The organism is Enterococcus pallens ATCC BAA-351 (assembly GCF_000407485.1).
Lineage (GTDB): Bacteria > Bacillota > Bacilli > Lactobacillales > Enterococcaceae > Enterococcus_A > Enterococcus_A pallens.
This window is the reverse complement of sequence record NZ_ASWD01000001.1, coordinates 791,940-807,796: the sequence shown is the minus strand read 5'-3', so window position 1 is coordinate 807,796 and position 15,857 is coordinate 791,940. Positions and strand designations below refer to the sequence as shown.

Sequence of the window (15,857 nt, the reverse complement as noted above, 5' to 3'; positions counted from 1 at the left end):
ATTATAGCATTTTTTATCATTTCACTTAATTTGATCAAACGATCGATGGTCAATCATGTCCTTCATTTTTGATCAAATAAATTAATTAATGATAGGAGCCTTTAAAAAGCTAAATTAGTGGAAGTGAAACCTCCGCTAAATTTCTCCAAAAAAACTTTTTCAAAAAATTGGATTAGTGACTGATTTTCTAAAAAAAGAATGATGAAAATGGCTCAACTATCATAGAATCTTCATGTTAAATATTTTTACTCGAATTGGATATCAATGATGATTTCATTTGATATAAAAATTATTTTACAAAGGGGAGAAATAGGTAATGAAAAAGAAAGTATTAGCAGTATTGTTATCAAGTGCAAGTGTGTTAGGTGTTGTTGTATTAGGCGGTGTGAGCTCTTATGCAGCAGATACTGAGGTTGGGATCGGATTTAGTTCCCATACAGATCCAGGTGAAACAGGCGATTTAAGGCTTCGTTGGGTACCAACTGAGTTGGATTTTGGTACAAGCAATACGGTAAACAAAACCAGCAACGTTGATTTTGTGGAACAAGACGAAGCGGCAGGTGGAAAGAAATATACCGTTGTCGAAGACAGCCGTGATCATACGGGTGCAGATGTGGAGTGGAAGTTAACAGCTGGCGTATCTGATCTGGTTAGTACAACTTCTGCAACAACAAAACTAACGGGTGCAGTATTAAAATTTGATACGGCTAAACATGATTACACTGGTACACTTGATCCTGGTTTAGCTTCAGGAGGCATCGGAGCGGCTACACCAGGCCATACTGCAACCATAGCACCTAGCTATACCATCAATGCTGATACAACAGCAACAGCGACTAAAGTCATGGAAGATGGGAACATTGCCGGCAGCCTTACTTCGTTTGAAGGAAATACTGCCATGGAAATGAAAAACATCAAATTAAGTGTTCCAGCCAATATTGCCCAAAAAGGACATCAGTACAAAGGCAAAATGACTTGGACGTTAACGAACGCGATTTAATTGAAAGCAGAAAGAGGAGCAGGAGGGCGTCTCCTCTCCCCTTTTTTATTGGAGGAGGACGCCGGCATGAGGCAAATGAAGACAATCAAAAAACTGTTAGTAGGCTGTATCTTAATCATTGGCAGCTGCTTGTTTGCGACAACGACCAGCTACGCTGAAGAGGAACCTCAAGGTGGGGCAGGTTTCACTGTAGAAAGCATCATTCCGGAAAATCAGGTCGATAAGAACTATACTTTTTTCTATTTGAAGACGACACCGGAACAACCACAAACCATTGAGGTCAAAGTAACCAGTACACAAAAAGAGCCAGTTACAGTTAAGGTAGCCGTTCACGATGCAGTGAGCAGTTCTATCGGTGAGATTGACTATGCGCAACCAAAACCTAAGCTGGATAAAAGCTTAACCAATCCCATCACTAGCTTTGTAAATGTTAAGGATGATGTCAAAGAAGTTACGGTCGAGAACTTTGAAGAAAAGATGGTAGCCTTTGAAATCACACCGCCGAAGGATACTTATCCAGGAGTGAAATTAGGCTCAATTCGCTTCCTGCGAGAAGCAGAAGAAAGCGAATCTGATCAAACTGGACTAGTCCCAGAATTTGCCCGCGTGATTGCGGTGATGTTAACCGAGGACGAAGAACCCTTTGACCATGGCGCTGAGCTGCACTTGAAAAATGTTGGGTTAACACTATTCAACGGGCGAAAGATTATCGCAGCCAACATTCAAAATGATCAGCCAAAGGTCTTGCAGGAGATGACAATCAAGGGCAAGGTCACTCGCAAAGGTGAGAAGGAAGTCTTGGCGGAACAGGAACAAAGCAATTTTGCCGTAGCACCTAATTCCAACTTTGATTTTCAGTTGCCTCTAGGCATTGAACGCTTTACGCCAGGGACCTATGTCTTTACTGGTGAAGCCACCGGTGATGGCCGAACTTGGAAGTGGGAGGAAGAGTTCACGGTTGGCCAAAAACAGGCAGATAAGGTCAATGAAGAAACGGTCTTCAAAGTGATTGTACCTGCTTGGGTACCATGGACTGCCGCAGGCTTACTAGCAGCCTTGATTGGTCTCATTGCTTATCTCGTACGTCGTCAACACCAATGGCTTGAAGGGAGAAAGTGAGGAATGTGAAACAGAGAACGTTAGTCTTACTTATCGCCATTTTCTGTGTGTTTTTCCCCACCTCAGTATTTGGCGAAGAGCTACAAAAGCAAGAAACTGGTGTTGGGATTGGCTTTCAAACAGAACAGCCAGCACCAGCTGATCCAACACCTTATGAACCAGAGCCTGTCAATAATGTATTGCCACTTACTTTAGGGAAACAAGGCTACCAAGCACAGGGGAAAGGTACTTTGCCTCAAACGGGCGAGCAACAAAATGGAAGGTTTCTTCAGCTGCTGGGGCTGAGCTGCCTAATCAGCTGCTTCTGGTTGTTTTTGTTTATCCGTTTACGAGAGCATGAGCAAGATCATGAATAAAAGAATCAGAAAAGCTGCTGGTTTTATGGGAATCAGTATCTTGTTCCTGCTGTTTTCTGTCCCTGCAGAAGCAACACAAAGCTTTAGTGTTGAAGCTGTTTTGCCAGAGAATCAAGTGAACAAAGAGGTAGGTTATTTCCATCTTTGTTTAGCGCCAAGTGAGCAGCAAACCGTAGAGATTAAACTATATAATGATACGTCTGAAGAGCAAACTTACCGACTGGCAATCAATCCCGCAACTACTAATCGACAAGGAGCTATCGTCTACGATCGATCGGATAAAGCATCTGACAATGCCATTCAAGCGATTGCCAAGCCGAAGCAGGAGCAGGTTACTGTTGCCGCAAACTCTGTTGGTAAAGCAGAGGTTGAAATAATAATGCCGTCAGAAGCTTTTCCGGGCATTCAGCTAGGGGGCATTTGGATTAGCGAAGTCTCTAAGCAGGATGAAGGGGAGAAAGGTAAAGTAGCGATTCAAAATAAAGTCGGGTACGCCATTGCTTTATTACTGGTAAATTCCAATGAGTTCCCTGTTTATGGTGAATCTGGTTTGAAGCTGCTTGAAGTAAAGCCTGAAAGTGATTTGGGACGCAGTTATATAGAAGCAGCTATTCAAAACCCGTATCCCGAGATTCAGCAGGAGCTCACCGTGGAGGGGAAGATTCTGTTGGAGGGCAAGGTCATTACAGAAGCAAAATTAGAGAACGTAAAAATTGCGCCAAATTCTGTCTTACCCTTCCAGTTAGAATTAGAGCAGCCGTTGGAGACAGGGACTTATTCCTTTGAAGCTGTAGTAAGCAGCAAAGAGCATCAATGGGATTTCCAAGACACGTTTGAAATATCAAAAAAAGTTACCAACACAATGAAGGAAAATGTAATAAAACGAGAATCGAAGAGCAGCATGAATCTACGACCAATAATTATTTGGGTAATTTTTAGTCTACTTTTTTTAGGATTAGTTCTCGTTATGAAGGTAAAAATAAAGCAAAGGAGGGAGGATAAATGAAAGAAGCAAGGAAAAGAGCGGAGGCAGGGGTCTTGAAGAATGTATGTAAAAGGATTGTTATGTTAGTTTTAATGAGTGTTCTCATAGTAGCTAACTTATTTGTAAGCCCAAAAGAAGTTTCTGCAAGAGTTCAGTATAGTTATCCTGCTTATACAATTCAATTGGAATTTGTCGATTCTAAAGGTAATGATTTTCCAGTTCCGATTACATTAACTACAGGTGACTATTTCGCAACAGAATATAGAAGTGGTGGCTACTGGACTGGAAATCATAGCTATAAAGTAAGTATTTCTCCAGTAGTTGGTAAAAATGCTTCCTTCGATGTGAAAAGAACCGCTTCCTCTATGGCATCAGTTTTTGATTCTTTATCTTATGAGTATTTAAGAGATATGGCGATAACTGCTGATTCTAGTATTCCCTACGTAAAATACTTTTCTGTGGATGCTCCACCTGGGCAAGAACTTAAAGATCAGATTAGTAATGTAAACTCTAACTTTTTAGGAGCATGGAGTAGACCAACAATAAGTAAAGGTCCAATAAGAGATCGTAAATTTGAAAAGCAGACGGCAACGCGTTTTTATTTGCCCAATACAACCAATGTAAGACCAGGATATTCTGGCATACGTTTGGGTTATAGATATATTGGGGAATCTTCATCTGGATCAGGAGGAGCTTCATGGGTTGGACATGATGGAGATGTGATTAGATATTACGCCTATTATTTTCAAATCATCGAACTATACGAAGATCAAAATGGAAATAGTATTCCAGCACCACCAGGCTATACGGACGGAAAAACAACAGATATTACCTCTGAAACGTTCCGTTATGATATGGAAAACGGACAATCGCTACCGCGCTCCTATACCGATGCTACTCATGCTTACACTTTTGAAGGGTGGTATCGTGGAAGCGGAAATCAAGCGGCCATTGATCGAACCTATCCACCTTCCATTGGATTTGATGCGATTATGGACGATGTGTCGAATGAAGTTCATATTGTCTACAAGAAAATTCCTTTGGATCAAGTAGTGCAATTAAAGGAGAAATTCATTGATGAATCTGGCGCTCAGATTGAGGCTGCCTGGGATCAGACCTCTTCAGTAGAGAAGGATGTTCCGATAACTGTTACACCAGCCACTCCCAAAACCGATACTTCGGGTGCAGATTGGGAATACTTAGGCTGGAAATGGGATACAGATCCAACCGGAACAGTCAATCAAACCCCAATTAACCTGCCAATGGCTGCGGATACGGAGATTCATTACATTTACAAGAAGATTCAGCACACAACAACAGAAAAATGGGTAGATGTCGATGATGGAACTACGTTGATTGATCTGACGCCAAATCCTAAAACTTCCCAGATAAATTCTAATGAAACATTTACCAGTAATCCAGCTGCGACTATAACGGATCGTGAGGGAAATGAATGGGAATATATTGGTTGGGAAAATGTAAGTGATGATCCAGGAAATGTTCAGAACCAATCAACAGTAAGCATTCCTAATCTAAAAGCGGATAAAGAAATCAAGTATCACTACAAACGACTTGCTACTACTGCTGCTTTGGAGCTGAATTCTGATAAACAGATTGTTGATAATGGCGGCAATGTTTCGTGGACGGCTAGGTTAACTAATACAGGAACGATAGCCTTAAAGAATATTGTGTTGAAGGCTGCCGGAAATTATTCGAATGGTCTGTCAACTCCTGGTCAGCTGACCGTAACACCAGCGGGCAAAGGTTCGCAAACTTTTCCGGTGGGGGCAACTTGGAAAACCACCGGTATTGACCTTAGTGGGATAACTATTCCTTCTGGCGGTACTAACAACTATGCCGATATTAAATTCACAACCACTGCAACCGGTAATGCCAATCAAGTATTAATGGCTGAACTGGATGCTGCAGGGAACTTAACGAATTCCATTCAGGCGAATAATGTTGTGCGGATTGATGATGCGGATCAGCCTAATTTGAAGCCAACTGGGGATGTTGGTTTTATTAACTTACCCGATTTCCGGTTTGGTTATACAAGGTTAGAACCTCATAACCACTACAAAGGCTTAGAAAAATCATTATATGAGCCAAATTACAATCCGTATGTTCGCTTAATGAACAATACTACGCCAGACCGGTGGGAAGTTTTTGTGCAGCTGGATCAATTCAAAAGTAATATCCACACGTTGCCAAAGACGACTAGTTTAACACTAATAAATGGTGCGCTGAAACAAGTTCAGAATTATAATCATCCATCAGAAACTCTGACCTCGGCTGGTTCTATTGCAGATCAAACCATCTATTCTGACAGCAGCAGTGTGCGATTGATGGGTGCCTTGACACAGGGAGTTTATCAAGCTGACTATGACTTTGATGATGTGCAATTGAATCTGATTGGAAAGAGCGGTCTTCGCAATCGCTATTACACCTCTACTATGCATTGGAAACTAGTTACTGGGCCATAAGTTGGTACATCATTAATGAAAGGAGAATGTACATGACCATTCCAATGTGGTTGGGCGTATTCGGCTTTCTGGCGATTGCCGGGCTGGTGAGTTTTTTGATTTTGTTTATCAAGGACAGTCGGCTGCGGATGGAGTATGAGAAGAAATCAACCGTATTGCTGGTGGATTGTGGCTTATTGTTTGTGATGTTGCTGGCAGTTGGTGCGGCGATCTTCTTGTACCTTGATTGGCAGGCCCAATTGAACTATTTTCTATCCTAAGAGTTGAAAGGGAGGGGAACCTCCCTTTCAGCTACTTTTTTAAAGCGTTAGGGGGATTCGTGCCTACATAATTCGTTTACTACAAGTAACATAGAAAGAGGTGTCATCATGAGTCGGATTTTGATGTTAACCAGATGTCAATATGCAGAAGAAGAGTTAGAGAGACTAATTCGCAGACTGGGGCATGAGTTGTTTTGCACGATGAGTATCCTAGACACGATTAAGTATGGAAAAGCTTCTTCCGAGTTTTTAGAACAATTTCAGATCATCCTGTTAAGCGAAACCATCTCCAATCAAGAGTGCCAAGAAATCATTAGACAATTAGATAAGGATCAATTTATCTTCATTCAACTAAGTGGCAATGTCTTGTCAAAGGAGGAACAAGAAAGGAAGCAACACGAAGGGATTACCCACTGCTTATCGACTTCAGCATCCTTAGAAACATTTAGAGAAGTGTTGAGCCAGCAACCAAAAGGCCGAACGGAAGGAGTCTTTTCTCTGAGCACGAATGATAAGTATTTACCGGAAGACTTACTAGCACTGCTGTCCCTCACGAAAATGGAAAAAAGAGTGTTTCAGCAATTAATAGACTCTGAAGGACAAACTGTGTCTCGCGAGGACCTCTGTCGTGAAATTTGGGAAATAGAACCTAATCAATCCACTCAATCACAATTATCCACCCTGATCAGAAAGATAAAAGCTAAAATGGAAAAGCTAGGAATAAATAGCGGCTGCATTAAGACACAATGGGGTCTCGGCTACATGCTGGATATGGAGGTATTACACAAGCGATCGACAGTCGATCATTCAATTCTTTATCAGGCGCAATAGATTATAACGGCTATGCTTAGGTGTACAGCCGTTTTTTTGTGTTGGAGAAATAATTGTTTGATCGTTCTTGATATCGAAAAAATTTTTCCTTTCTTTTGCGTATCTTTTCATGAGCAGTTCGCTAAGAACCGTTCAAAAAAATATGATGATTTTGATCGCGAAAACGCACCATGCTATACTTAAGGTGACTCTTTCGCGATCAGCGAAAGGAAGGAACACATGCAAAAATATACACCTACCAACGATCTGTTATTCCGAAAAATTATTCCGATATCGGAATAATTTTGCTTATGCCGAGAAATTAGTTATTCCGAGGTTTACAAAAACGTATTGGTCTATAGCTGTTGTAAGCGAAATCCTCGGAATAACTAGTCTGTACTAAATTTAACGTAACCCTGAAAATCGGTATATCGTCTCTTCATCGTCTTTCCAAAGTGGTTCTGGAGTGGGCATCCCATCTCGTAAAATGTCAGTTTTTTCTACCGCGCGTCTCTTCATTTCTGTGTCTGCATATGCATATACCCTTGTAGATTCAAAGTTTGCGTGACCCAAATACTCAGTAAGAAGATGAATAGGCATACCTTGCCTATACAAATGCATTGCTCGAGTGTGGCGTAACATGTGAGGATGGATTCTTTCAGGCATTTTTTTGCATTCTTTTTGAGGAGATAAGAGACAATCATTATTCCGAGTAATTAGTAACTACTCCTTGATTTAATAAGCTTTTTTTATAAACCTCGGAACAACTAATTTCTCGGCATAAGAAAAATGCTAACGTCTAAGGATTCTGGTACTATTCTAAAGGCTTTTGTTAAGGATATGCTGGGCAAGGAATTCAAAACACTGACACCCCGAGAAACTTATCACATTGATAGCTACAAAAAGACCCATGACACGATGAAAATCATGCGAACCGAAGTTGATGTATTGGCTGTGGCTGAAGACGGCAGTCAGGTGACCATCGAAATGTTATGAAAAGTAAATAGTTATGTAAAGAACATCAAAATAGTGCCCGTAGATCAACTATCGTGATGCTCTTTACTTTACATAACTAAAGTGAAGTTTTCAACCATTCAACCAATTCTGATTTTTTTTCGTCCGTATACTTTGTATCAGAATGAACTTCTGAATAGTTTTTTTCCAATATCCTTCGCTTTATTTCTGGGTTTACCCTTGCATAAATTTCTGTCGTATTCACTGAGGCATGTCCTAATAAATCTCGGATATAAATCAAATTAACCCCAGCTTCCAACAAATGCATGGCTTTACTATGCCTCAAACTATGGTTGGAAATTTTTTTGAGAAATAAGTGTGGATTCTCCTGTCGAGCTTTTTGGATATTTTTATCCAATATATACTGGACGCCTGCTCGGGTCAATTTCTTATTTACATTATTTCGAAAGACGTATTGTTCTGAAGAAATATTCAGATTTTGATCTTTAAGGTATTCCCTCAGTAAGTCACGGACTTCTAATGAAAAAGGTATTTGACGATATTTAGCGCCTTTTCCAAGAACCTCCACTGAAGGTGGCGAAGAAAAGCGAATATTACATATTTGGGTCTCAATTATCTCTTGAACGCGACAGCCTGTATCATACATAAAGGATAATAACGCCTTTTCTCTGCGCCCCTTTTTAGTAGTATTATCAGGCATAGATAAAAGTATTTTTAACTCTTTTATTGTTAAATATGCTATTTGTTGAGTGATCTTTTTTTTGCTAGGAATGTCTGTTATTCTTTCCCATTGACTCAAAAAGGCAAACTCTTTTCGTTTTAAATAATTCGCAAAACTTTTTAAGCAACCTAAGCGTTGATTTCTTGTATTGATACTATTTCCACGATTTTCTTCTAAATAGTTGAGGAACCTTTCAACGATTGCTTCATTAAAATCTTCTAGCTTTATGTTGTCAGAAGTAATTCTTTCGTGCGTTGCTAAATAGTCAAAAAAGAGCACGAAAGTGTCTCGATAAGATTCAATAGTCTTTTTTGAGCAACCTAAGAATTTAGTTAAATAACTTGAAAAATAATTCATCACATAAAATGAAAAGCCATGCATGTCAATCTTCCTCTCCTTGATAGAACAAGTTACCGATATACTTTTTCACTTTTGTGCTCACATTTTTATGTTGCTGAACGGTTAGTCGTAAATAGTTTTCAGTTTGAGTCAGGTGTTCATGTCCTAAATAAACAGACAATAAAGGAAGTGCGGCATAAAGATCAATTCCTTCTTTTTCTGCCTTTTCAAGCGCATGAATGGCAAACGTATGACGTAAGTCATGAATTCGAGGTAAATTACCGCCCTGTCGATATGGAATGTAAGAGTCTACTAGTAGTTTCCTATATCTACGATATAGAGACCCTATAGAATAATGTTCGTCATAAGAATTCGGGTGATGAAAAATGAATTGGTTAGGTTCTAAGTGGGAACTGTAAGAGGTCATATAGCTTTGTAATTGTGCATGCACACTATCAGATAATGGAATGATTCGACTTATATGATTTTTAGAATCAATGATTTCAATAATCCCTTGATCCACTTTACAATGTTTTTTCCGTAAATGCAGTCCTTCGGAGCGACGCAGACCACAAGAGTAGTACAAAATGAATAATAAGGTAAACGCATCATTTGAATAATCCTTTTGATTGACGATCTTTTTTAGATTATCAAATAGACGGATAATCTCCTCGTGAGTAAAAATGTAAGGGACAAAAGAGCTTTTCAGGTATCTCGGTTCAAATGGATCAATATAAATATTTGGATAACCCATGTCAGTTAATATATGACAAATATCACAGAGTACTTTGATTCGCATGTTATGGTAGACTTTTCCTTCATTGTCAGTTTGTTCGCACCATTTCTCATACATTTCCTGTGTAATAATTGGTTTCGTTGGTTTAAACTGACTGAGAAATTTTGCAATTCGTCTATAAAAACCAACATAGCAGTCGCCATAATCATAACCTATTCCTCGTTTGTATTGAATAACACGCTCAAATGGTTCGTTGTAAGGTTCGGCGAACTTATAATTATAAAAAGACATAAGGCACCTCCAAAGAAAATTCTCTTAATTTGGTTTCGTCAATGGTCAGATATTTCTCTGTCGATCTTATTTGCTTGTGTCCTAGAACATTAGAAATTGCGCTAATTGGAACTGACTCCTGCATCAAATTTGTCGCAAGTGAATGTCTCATGGCATGGGCCCCCGCATGCTTACCAGTAATATCAATTTCTGCTCTTAGAAAGACTCGTTTAACGATAGAAGAAATTCCACCAATAGAAAATTTGTGATAGGGAGCACAGCTAATTAAAAAAATATGATCCAAGTCCTCATTGACCGCTTTTCTGCTGTTCTTAATGTAATCTAACAAGGCAAATTTCATTTCGGGCAATAATGGAAGTGTCAGAGGTTCGCCGCTTTTCTTTTGCCTGATAAAGAAAACATCGTTTTCCCAATCAAGTTGCGCAAACGTCATCTCTAATAAATCAGATGCACGTATTCCAGTATAATAAAGAGTTGTAATAACTGCCATTTCAAGTTTACCTTGAACAGAGTTTATATCGATAACATCAAATGCTTTTCTCATATCTTCTTTACTATAATAAGATAATATAGATAATCTCTGACTAGAATGGATAACTGGAAAGATAGAATACCCAGAAAACGGGCAAATTTGTTTATCAAACATCCAATCAATTGCTTGTCTAAGATTTCCACGATGTAAATCCTTAGTATTTGGAGAGCTTTCTAAACTATTGATGAATTGATGGACAAGTGTAGTAGATAGTTCTCTAAATGAATAGACCCGGTTTTTATCTAAAAAAAGAAGGAATTTTCCCATTGTCCATAACTTATTTTTTTTTGCTTGCTTCTGACAAGTGATTAAATTATCTACGAAATCTTTGTATTCTAAATAAAAATCTAAAAATGCAGTAGGGATATTTGTATAAGCCGTGTTGTGATGTCTTAATAAGTAATTTCCAGTGTGATAAAATTCAAACAGTAAAAGTACGGGGCGGCGAAGAGTAAATTGTAATTGGCAGTTAGGGGCATCTAAATCAAAGTCGAAGGATTCTTTAAAAAAATTTCGAGCTTCATTAGAGTTCACCTTCTGAATATTTCTCTTAACACAGAAAGTTTCAAAAGTATGACCAATCCATAAAAAATGATCCAGTGTATTGTCGGAATATCCATCGCCTTTCATTTTTTTGATAAGTTGATTCATAGTAGGAACAATCTGATCGGTATCCATGTAAAAACCTCCTTTTCTTTTATTTGGATACAAATCAACTGTACCACCATCTTTCATTATGTGAAGAAAAAAAGTGAATAGACATTGACAAATCAACGTCTGTTCACTCAACTTTACATAACTATTTACTTTTCATAACATCTCTTATGTAAAGCTTTGCATAAGAAATGCAGGTACAGCCCCACGATTTTTTTGAAGAACGTGCCTTATTCTATTTAGCAAAAGCCTATATGTCACCCGATGGCGATGAAGCGGCGAAAGACTATATTGAAAACAACAACTTTTCTGGCTTATGTCCCACCTATGGCATTAATATTGTAGATTTTCACTTATTTGACCCAGATGAAGAAGCGCTTCAAAGCTTCAGTCTTCGCAATGACAAGAACGCTCGTCTCTATTTAGGCAGGAAGCAGCAACCCCTACTGTCACTCTGCTTTTTTAGTCTAAAGAACAAAAATGTTGAACCGAACAGTCCCTTGGCTCATTGGCAATATTTTTTCAAAACAGGCGAAGTCACCGAGAATGCACCAGACTATATCAAAGCAGCAAAGAAGCGAATAGATTTTTATCAACTCGATGAGGAGGAAAAGAAAATGATTATGAGAATTGATAAGGCCAAAGCAATAAAGAAAGCCGAGATAGATTATGCACACAATGAAGGGATGGATAAGGGCCTGGAAAAAGGAAGGACAATTGGAGAAAATGAAAAGGCGCTGGAAATCGCAGCAAACTGCTTGAAATTGGACATGGCACCAGAACAAATTGTCCAAATAACCGGATTAAGTATTGAACAGATTAACGAGTTGAATGAGAACAAAGCTGATTGATCTTAATCATTATTAGTGCAAGTTTTTCCGGGTAGATTTGCCGAAGGAAAAGCCCAAGAGAGGGATCGGTGTTAAGCTCTCTCGTATTTATTAGGCAAAGAACCGGCAAACTTCACTATTCCTCTGCTTTTTTAGTCTGAAGAACAAGAGCATCGAGTAGCATCGTTTCCTGGCTCATTGGCAATATTTTTTCAAAACAGGCGAAGTAACTGAGAATGCACCAGATTATATCAAAGCAGCAAAGAAGCGAATAGATTTTTACCAACTCGACGAGGAGGAGGAGAAAATGATTATGAGAATTGATAAAGCCAAAGCAATAAAGAAAGCTGAAATAGATTATGCACATAATAAAGGAAGGACAATTGGAGAAAATGAAAAGGCGCTGGAAATCGCAGCAAATTTCTTAAAAATGGGTATGACACCAGAACAAGTGGCTGAAGGAACCGGACTGAGTATTGAACAGATTAACGAGTTGAAGGAGAACAAAGCTGACTGATCTTGATCATTGTTAGTGCAAGTTTTTCCGGGTAGATTTGCCGAAGGAAAAGCAGTGGAGAGGGATCGGTGCTAAGCCCTCTCGTATTTATTTGGCAAGGAACCAGCAAACTTCACTAATCTTCTGTTTCCAAGTCTGATGAACAAGAACATCTTCTACTATCTCATTGGCAATACTTTTTCAAGACAGGCGAAGTTTCTGAGAATGCACCAGAGTATATCAAAGCAGCAAAGAAGCGAATAGATTTTTATCAACTCGATGAGGAGGAAAAGAAAATGATTATGAGAATTGATAAGGCCAAAGCAATAAAGAAAGCCGAGATAGATTATGCACGTAAGGAAGGAAAGTTGGAAGTTGCAGCAAACCTCTTAAAAAAAGGCATGACACTAGAAGAAGTTGCTGGATTAACCGAATTGAGTATTGAACAGATAACGAGTTGAAGGAGAACAAAGCTGACTGATCTCAATCGCTATTAGCGCAATTTTGGTGCGCAGATTTGCCAAAGGAAAAGCAGTGGAGAGGGATCGGTGCTAAGCCCTCTCGTATTTATTTGGCAAGGAACCAACAAACCTCACTAATCCTCTATTTTTAAGTCTGAAGAACAAGAACATCTTCTACTATCTCATTGGCCATTCATCTCTAGTTTATTTCCTGAATCAAAAATGATCATCCATTAGTGAGGATTTAGATATGTGTGAGTTGAGAGAAAAAAGATTTTTCTTGTCTCTCTATTCTGTCTTATTCTACATAGGTGTTCAATTGATGAAAACCGAATATCAGAAAGGGATGAAGTGAGGGTGATTGCAGTCTTAAGTTAGTTAAGAAAATCGTGTCGATACATTTCGTTGAAGTGTATCGACACGATTTTTAGCGAGCGATTGACTTTTGTGGTCATGAACTTGTAGCTATCCATTTCTACGTAACTTCTTCATTGTTAAAAAGCTTTATGAAGAATTGGTAGTCCCTTGTGTCCAAGCCATTCGAGAAGAGCATTATCTTTCGGCCTATTCTCATTATCGAGCCTATACTTTAGCACTGGAAAAAGTGTATCTATAATGAAAAGACGTTGGAAGGAAGTCTTTCGTTATCACTACCTACCTCAATTGATACGCTTCGTATGTTACACAGTCCTTTTGATTGGAGCCATTTGGTGGTTGAAGCAGCAAAGTACCTTTCTGCTGCTTCTTCTCATAATCATAGTTTATCGGTTTGCCAGGAGGAGATGAGGGTGTATCGGTGGTATAGAAAAGCAGTAATAAAGGTAATAAAAATAGTTATTGTAATTGCACTTCTTAAAGTTTTTGGTCATGTTATCCTCGTGGTGTTACTATTTTTATGGATTTTCCGTAAACTATGTGGCAGGTAACTGGTTCTCTATTTTTACATGATATTGCTATAGGGAAAAACTTTGAATTAAGACAACTATTGTCCATGTCTATTCATTGAGTACATCATTTCTATCTGAAGCTAAAAAATTTGTTAGTGGGAAAGCAACGTTGACTATTTAGTCATTTGAATACAAGGGGGAAATAGGGATGCTTAAAAAAGTTGGGTGGATACTTTTCGCTGTCTTAACAGTAATATGTTTTTTTTACGCTGTATTTTATATTAGCAGCAATGATCTATGGGCGAATGCGGTTACCGCCGAAAGTGCTTTACCGGTTTTTAAGTTTCAGATGGCGATGGTACTTTACACGTTTATTGGAATGTTGCTATCGAGGAGTGACTGGCCCTTTAAATTGGTTATCTATTTATTTATTGTGTTACTTGTGACAAATATTTATCATGAGATTCCAAGCTATGTATTCGAATACAGTCTGTTGACGATGCTTTTGTCCATTTTTTGGTTAGCGGTTATTAAGTCTGCGATGATGTTGTTATGGTTTTGCGTAGGTTTGTCTTTATGCGGTGTGTTAGGGAGTGTATTCGCTGACTTTGTTTATGGATAGGCAATGGTTATCGGGCATCACTAAACTTGTAATAAAGAACCTGAGAAAGGATTTTGTCTTGAAAAGGGTACTTTTTTGTTTCTATCCAATAATTGATGAAAATAGTTGTGATAACTATTGCCAAAAGAATGAATCAAAAATTGAAATCCTAATATGCATTATTCAAGGTAAATGGCCTCGCTCTGCTGATGCGGAGAAGGCCATTTACTTTTTATTGTCTCTTGGTATCGACTCTACAAGGCAGTTGAGCCCCTAAAGATTAATTTCGTCGAGTATTTTGAAATTGAATAAGGAATGTCTGGTTCGATCAATCGCTCCATAATTCGATGAGCAGCCTTTCTTCCTAAATAAATCTTAGGGGTATCGATGGTTGTTAAGCCTGGCAAGATTCTTTCGGAGTTTGGGATATTATCAAACCCGATGACATTCACATCGTTAGGTATCTTATACCCTAAGGCCTGTAGCGCATAGATCAATTGGATCGCTAACCAGTCATTACCGCACAGAAAAACTTCAGGAATTTTTTTCATCGATTTTAAGAGCTCTTTTATTCGTTCAAAATTCTCAAAAATGTCGTCAGTATCTTTGAGAATCGAGGAATGGCTGTTAATCTCTAACGCATGCTTTTTCAAGGTGTTGAAAAAAGCATAATAACGTTCCATAAATCCGAGACCGGTATTTGGTGAATATAAGTCGCCAATAAAAGAAAAATCGGTGTAGCCTTTTTGGATGAGCAGCTCCGTGATTTTTTCAATATTGGCATGATTTTCCATCATGACGATATCGCATTTGCCGATCAAAAAATTTGGATTTTTAGGTGCATCAACCGTGACAATAGGCAGCTTTGTCTCTAATAGCTTGTCCCAAACAGGACGAAAATTCATCTCGACAACAATAATCCCCTTTGTATTTGAACTGTACACAGCCTCTGGCAATCTGCCTTCATCAATGTCTTCTTTGGATAAAGTAGCAATGGCCAATTGATAATTCGTTTCGGAAAGAACCATTTCAATACCGGTAAGAACGTTACTCCAAAACTGAGAATCATTCGCATGGCTAATATTTAAGAACAAGATATTCCCTTGGTCAATCTTGTATTCCATCCGTTCTTCTTTTGTAAAATAGCCCATTGATTCGGCTTTTCTTAGGACATTTTCGGTTGTTCGCTGAGATACCTGCGGGTCGTTTTTTAGTGCCTTGGATACAGTGTTCCTTGAGTAGCCTGTTTCCTTGGCAATATCATTAATTGTGCATTTCATTTTTCACCCTCCCGTAGCTAGTATACCTAGAGTTTGCACGG

Annotated in this window: 17 protein-coding genes; 12 read left to right on the top strand and 5 right to left on the bottom strand. The window is 38.8% G+C overall.

Annotation, left to right across the window (positions count from 1 at the left end; genetic code table 11):
* Nucleotides 1-316 precede the first annotated feature (316 nt).
* The 7 genes from I588_RS03895 (at nucleotide 317) to I588_RS03865 (ending at nucleotide 7,034) form a co-directional block, all read left to right on the top strand.
* Nucleotides 317-1,000 carry a WxL domain-containing protein gene (locus tag I588_RS03895; RefSeq protein WP_010757639.1) on the top strand — a complete coding sequence of 228 codons (684 nt, stop codon included), beginning with the start codon at nucleotides 317-319 and terminating at the stop codon, nucleotides 998-1,000.
* A 66-nt stretch (nucleotides 1,001-1,066) separates the two neighbouring features.
* Entirely contained in the window at nucleotides 1,067-2,119 is a 1,053-nt protein-coding gene (locus I588_RS03890) for a WxLIP family cell surface protein (RefSeq protein WP_010757638.1), read from the top strand.
* Between the two features lie 5 nt (nucleotides 2,120-2,124).
* A complete protein-coding gene (locus I588_RS03885) occupies nucleotides 2,125-2,475 on the top strand; it encodes an LPXTG cell wall anchor domain-containing protein (RefSeq protein ID WP_010757637.1) in 351 nt (116 codons plus the stop codon).
* Nucleotides 2,468-3,481 (top strand): WxLIP family cell surface protein, encoded by a 1,014-nt coding sequence (locus tag I588_RS03880; RefSeq protein WP_010757636.1) that lies wholly within the window; start codon nucleotides 2,468-2,470, stop codon nucleotides 3,479-3,481. The genes I588_RS03885 and I588_RS03880 overlap by 8 nt, the downstream gene beginning before the upstream one ends.
* Complete coding sequence (locus I588_RS03875) at nucleotides 3,478-5,943, top strand: WxL domain-containing protein (RefSeq protein ID WP_010757635.1); 2,466 nt, start codon at nucleotides 3,478-3,480, stop codon at nucleotides 5,941-5,943. The genes I588_RS03880 and I588_RS03875 overlap by 4 nt, the downstream gene beginning before the upstream one ends.
* Nucleotides 5,944-5,975: 32 nt before the next feature.
* Nucleotides 5,976-6,203 carry a hypothetical protein gene (locus I588_RS03870; RefSeq protein ID WP_010757634.1) on the top strand — a complete coding sequence of 76 codons (228 nt, stop codon included), beginning with the start codon at nucleotides 5,976-5,978 and terminating at the stop codon, nucleotides 6,201-6,203.
* Between the two features lie 108 nt (nucleotides 6,204-6,311).
* Nucleotides 6,312-7,034, top strand: a complete 723-nt coding sequence (locus I588_RS03865; RefSeq protein ID WP_010757633.1) for a winged helix-turn-helix domain-containing protein — start codon at nucleotides 6,312-6,314, stop codon at nucleotides 7,032-7,034.
* A 384-nt stretch (nucleotides 7,035-7,418) separates the two neighbouring features.
* Here the strand turns inward: I588_RS03865 and I588_RS28155 are convergent, their stop codons facing one another.
* Nucleotides 7,419-7,679 carry a tyrosine-type recombinase/integrase gene (locus I588_RS28155; protein WP_034693332.1) on the bottom strand — a complete coding sequence of 87 codons (261 nt, stop codon included), beginning with the start codon at nucleotides 7,677-7,679 and terminating at the stop codon, nucleotides 7,419-7,421.
* Nucleotides 7,680-7,802: 123 nt separating this feature from the next.
* On the opposite strand from I588_RS28155, the gene I588_RS03855 reads away from it, so the two are divergent.
* The gene (locus I588_RS03855; protein ID WP_016250032.1) at nucleotides 7,803-8,009 is read left to right on the top strand and encodes a hypothetical protein; all 207 of its coding nucleotides are present in this window, start codon (nucleotides 7,803-7,805) and stop codon (nucleotides 8,007-8,009) included.
* A 76-nt stretch (nucleotides 8,010-8,085) separates the two neighbouring features.
* Here the strand turns inward: I588_RS03855 and I588_RS03850 are convergent, their stop codons facing one another.
* The 3 genes from I588_RS03850 to I588_RS03840 are packed head-to-tail and all read right to left on the bottom strand — an operon-like array spanning nucleotide 8,086 to nucleotide 11,285.
* Nucleotides 8,086-9,066 carry a tyrosine-type recombinase/integrase gene (locus I588_RS03850; RefSeq protein WP_211219390.1) on the bottom strand — a complete coding sequence of 327 codons (981 nt, stop codon included), beginning with the start codon at nucleotides 9,064-9,066 and terminating at the stop codon, nucleotides 8,086-8,088.
* 25 nt (nucleotides 9,067-9,091) lie between these two features.
* Entirely contained in the window at nucleotides 9,092-10,075 is a 984-nt protein-coding gene (locus I588_RS03845; RefSeq protein ID WP_010755494.1) for a tyrosine-type recombinase/integrase, read from the bottom strand.
* Nucleotides 10,062-11,285: a tyrosine-type recombinase/integrase gene (locus tag I588_RS03840; RefSeq protein ID WP_010755493.1), complete on the bottom strand. Its 1,224-nt coding sequence runs from the start codon at nucleotides 11,283-11,285 to the stop codon at nucleotides 10,062-10,064. The genes I588_RS03845 and I588_RS03840 overlap by 14 nt, the downstream gene beginning before the upstream one ends.
* Before the next feature lie 167 nt (nucleotides 11,286-11,452).
* On the opposite strand from I588_RS03840, the gene I588_RS03835 reads away from it, so the two are divergent.
* The 4 genes from I588_RS03835 to I588_RS03825 all read left to right on the top strand — a co-directional run bounded on the left by I588_RS03835 (nucleotide 11,453) and on the right by I588_RS03825 (nucleotide 14,557).
* On the top strand, nucleotides 11,453-12,112 hold the full coding sequence (locus tag I588_RS03835; RefSeq protein ID WP_016250031.1) for an Rpn family recombination-promoting nuclease/putative transposase: 660 nt from the start codon (nucleotides 11,453-11,455) through the stop codon (nucleotides 12,110-12,112).
* A 286-nt stretch (nucleotides 12,113-12,398) separates the two neighbouring features.
* Nucleotides 12,399-12,608 carry a hypothetical protein gene (locus tag I588_RS27800; RefSeq protein WP_010757630.1) on the top strand — a complete coding sequence of 70 codons (210 nt, stop codon included), beginning with the start codon at nucleotides 12,399-12,401 and terminating at the stop codon, nucleotides 12,606-12,608.
* A 275-nt stretch (nucleotides 12,609-12,883) separates the two neighbouring features.
* Nucleotides 12,884-13,048 (top strand): hypothetical protein, encoded by a 165-nt coding sequence (locus I588_RS27665; RefSeq protein WP_010757629.1) that lies wholly within the window; start codon nucleotides 12,884-12,886, stop codon nucleotides 13,046-13,048.
* Nucleotides 13,049-14,143: 1,095 nt separating this feature from the next.
* Nucleotides 14,144-14,557 carry a hypothetical protein gene (locus I588_RS03825; protein ID WP_010757627.1) on the top strand — a complete coding sequence of 138 codons (414 nt, stop codon included), beginning with the start codon at nucleotides 14,144-14,146 and terminating at the stop codon, nucleotides 14,555-14,557.
* Between the two features lie 233 nt (nucleotides 14,558-14,790).
* On the opposite strand, the gene I588_RS03820 is transcribed toward I588_RS03825, so the two are convergent.
* Nucleotides 14,791-15,816 (bottom strand): LacI family DNA-binding transcriptional regulator, encoded by a 1,026-nt coding sequence (locus I588_RS03820; RefSeq protein ID WP_010757626.1) that lies wholly within the window; start codon nucleotides 15,814-15,816, stop codon nucleotides 14,791-14,793.
* Nucleotides 15,817-15,857: the final 41 nt, after the last annotated feature.

What these genes read in the sequence shown, in the direction of transcription:
- I588_RS03895 (WP_010757639.1), top strand. Translation starts at nt 317, where the DNA reads ATGAAAAAGAAAGTATTAGCAGTATTGTTATCAAGTGCAAGTGTGTTA.
- I588_RS03890 (WP_010757638.1), top strand. Translation starts at nt 1,067, where the DNA reads ATGAGGCAAATGAAGACAATCAAAAAACTGTTAGTAGGCTGTATCTTA.
- I588_RS03880 (WP_010757636.1), top strand. Translation starts at nt 2,468, where the DNA reads ATGAATAAAAGAATCAGAAAAGCTGCTGGTTTTATGGGAATCAGTATC.
- I588_RS03875 (WP_010757635.1), top strand. Translation starts at nt 3,478, where the DNA reads ATGAAAGAAGCAAGGAAAAGAGCGGAGGCAGGGGTCTTGAAGAATGTA.
- I588_RS03870 (WP_010757634.1), top strand. Translation starts at nt 5,976, where the DNA reads ATGACCATTCCAATGTGGTTGGGCGTATTCGGCTTTCTGGCGATTGCC.
- I588_RS03865 (WP_010757633.1), top strand. Translation starts at nt 6,312, where the DNA reads ATGAGTCGGATTTTGATGTTAACCAGATGTCAATATGCAGAAGAAGAG.
- I588_RS28155 (WP_034693332.1), bottom strand. Translation starts at nt 7,679, where the DNA reads ATGCCTGAAAGAATCCATCCTCACATGTTACGCCACACTCGAGCAATG.
- I588_RS03855 (WP_016250032.1), top strand. Translation starts at nt 7,803, where the DNA reads ATGCTAACGTCTAAGGATTCTGGTACTATTCTAAAGGCTTTTGTTAAG.
- I588_RS03850 (WP_211219390.1), bottom strand. Translation starts at nt 9,066, where the DNA reads ATGAATTATTTTTCAAGTTATTTAACTAAATTCTTAGGTTGCTCAAAA.
- I588_RS03845 (WP_010755494.1), bottom strand. Translation starts at nt 10,075, where the DNA reads ATGTCTTTTTATAATTATAAGTTCGCCGAACCTTACAACGAACCATTT.
- I588_RS03840 (WP_010755493.1), bottom strand. Translation starts at nt 11,285, where the DNA reads ATGGATACCGATCAGATTGTTCCTACTATGAATCAACTTATCAAAAAA.
- I588_RS03835 (WP_016250031.1), top strand. Translation starts at nt 11,453, where the DNA reads ATGCAGGTACAGCCCCACGATTTTTTTGAAGAACGTGCCTTATTCTAT.
- I588_RS27800 (WP_010757630.1), top strand. Translation starts at nt 12,399, where the DNA reads ATGATTATGAGAATTGATAAAGCCAAAGCAATAAAGAAAGCTGAAATA.
- I588_RS27665 (WP_010757629.1), top strand. Translation starts at nt 12,884, where the DNA reads ATGATTATGAGAATTGATAAGGCCAAAGCAATAAAGAAAGCCGAGATA.
- I588_RS03825 (WP_010757627.1), top strand. Translation starts at nt 14,144, where the DNA reads ATGCTTAAAAAAGTTGGGTGGATACTTTTCGCTGTCTTAACAGTAATA.
- I588_RS03820 (WP_010757626.1), bottom strand. Translation starts at nt 15,816, where the DNA reads ATGAAATGCACAATTAATGATATTGCCAAGGAAACAGGCTACTCAAGG.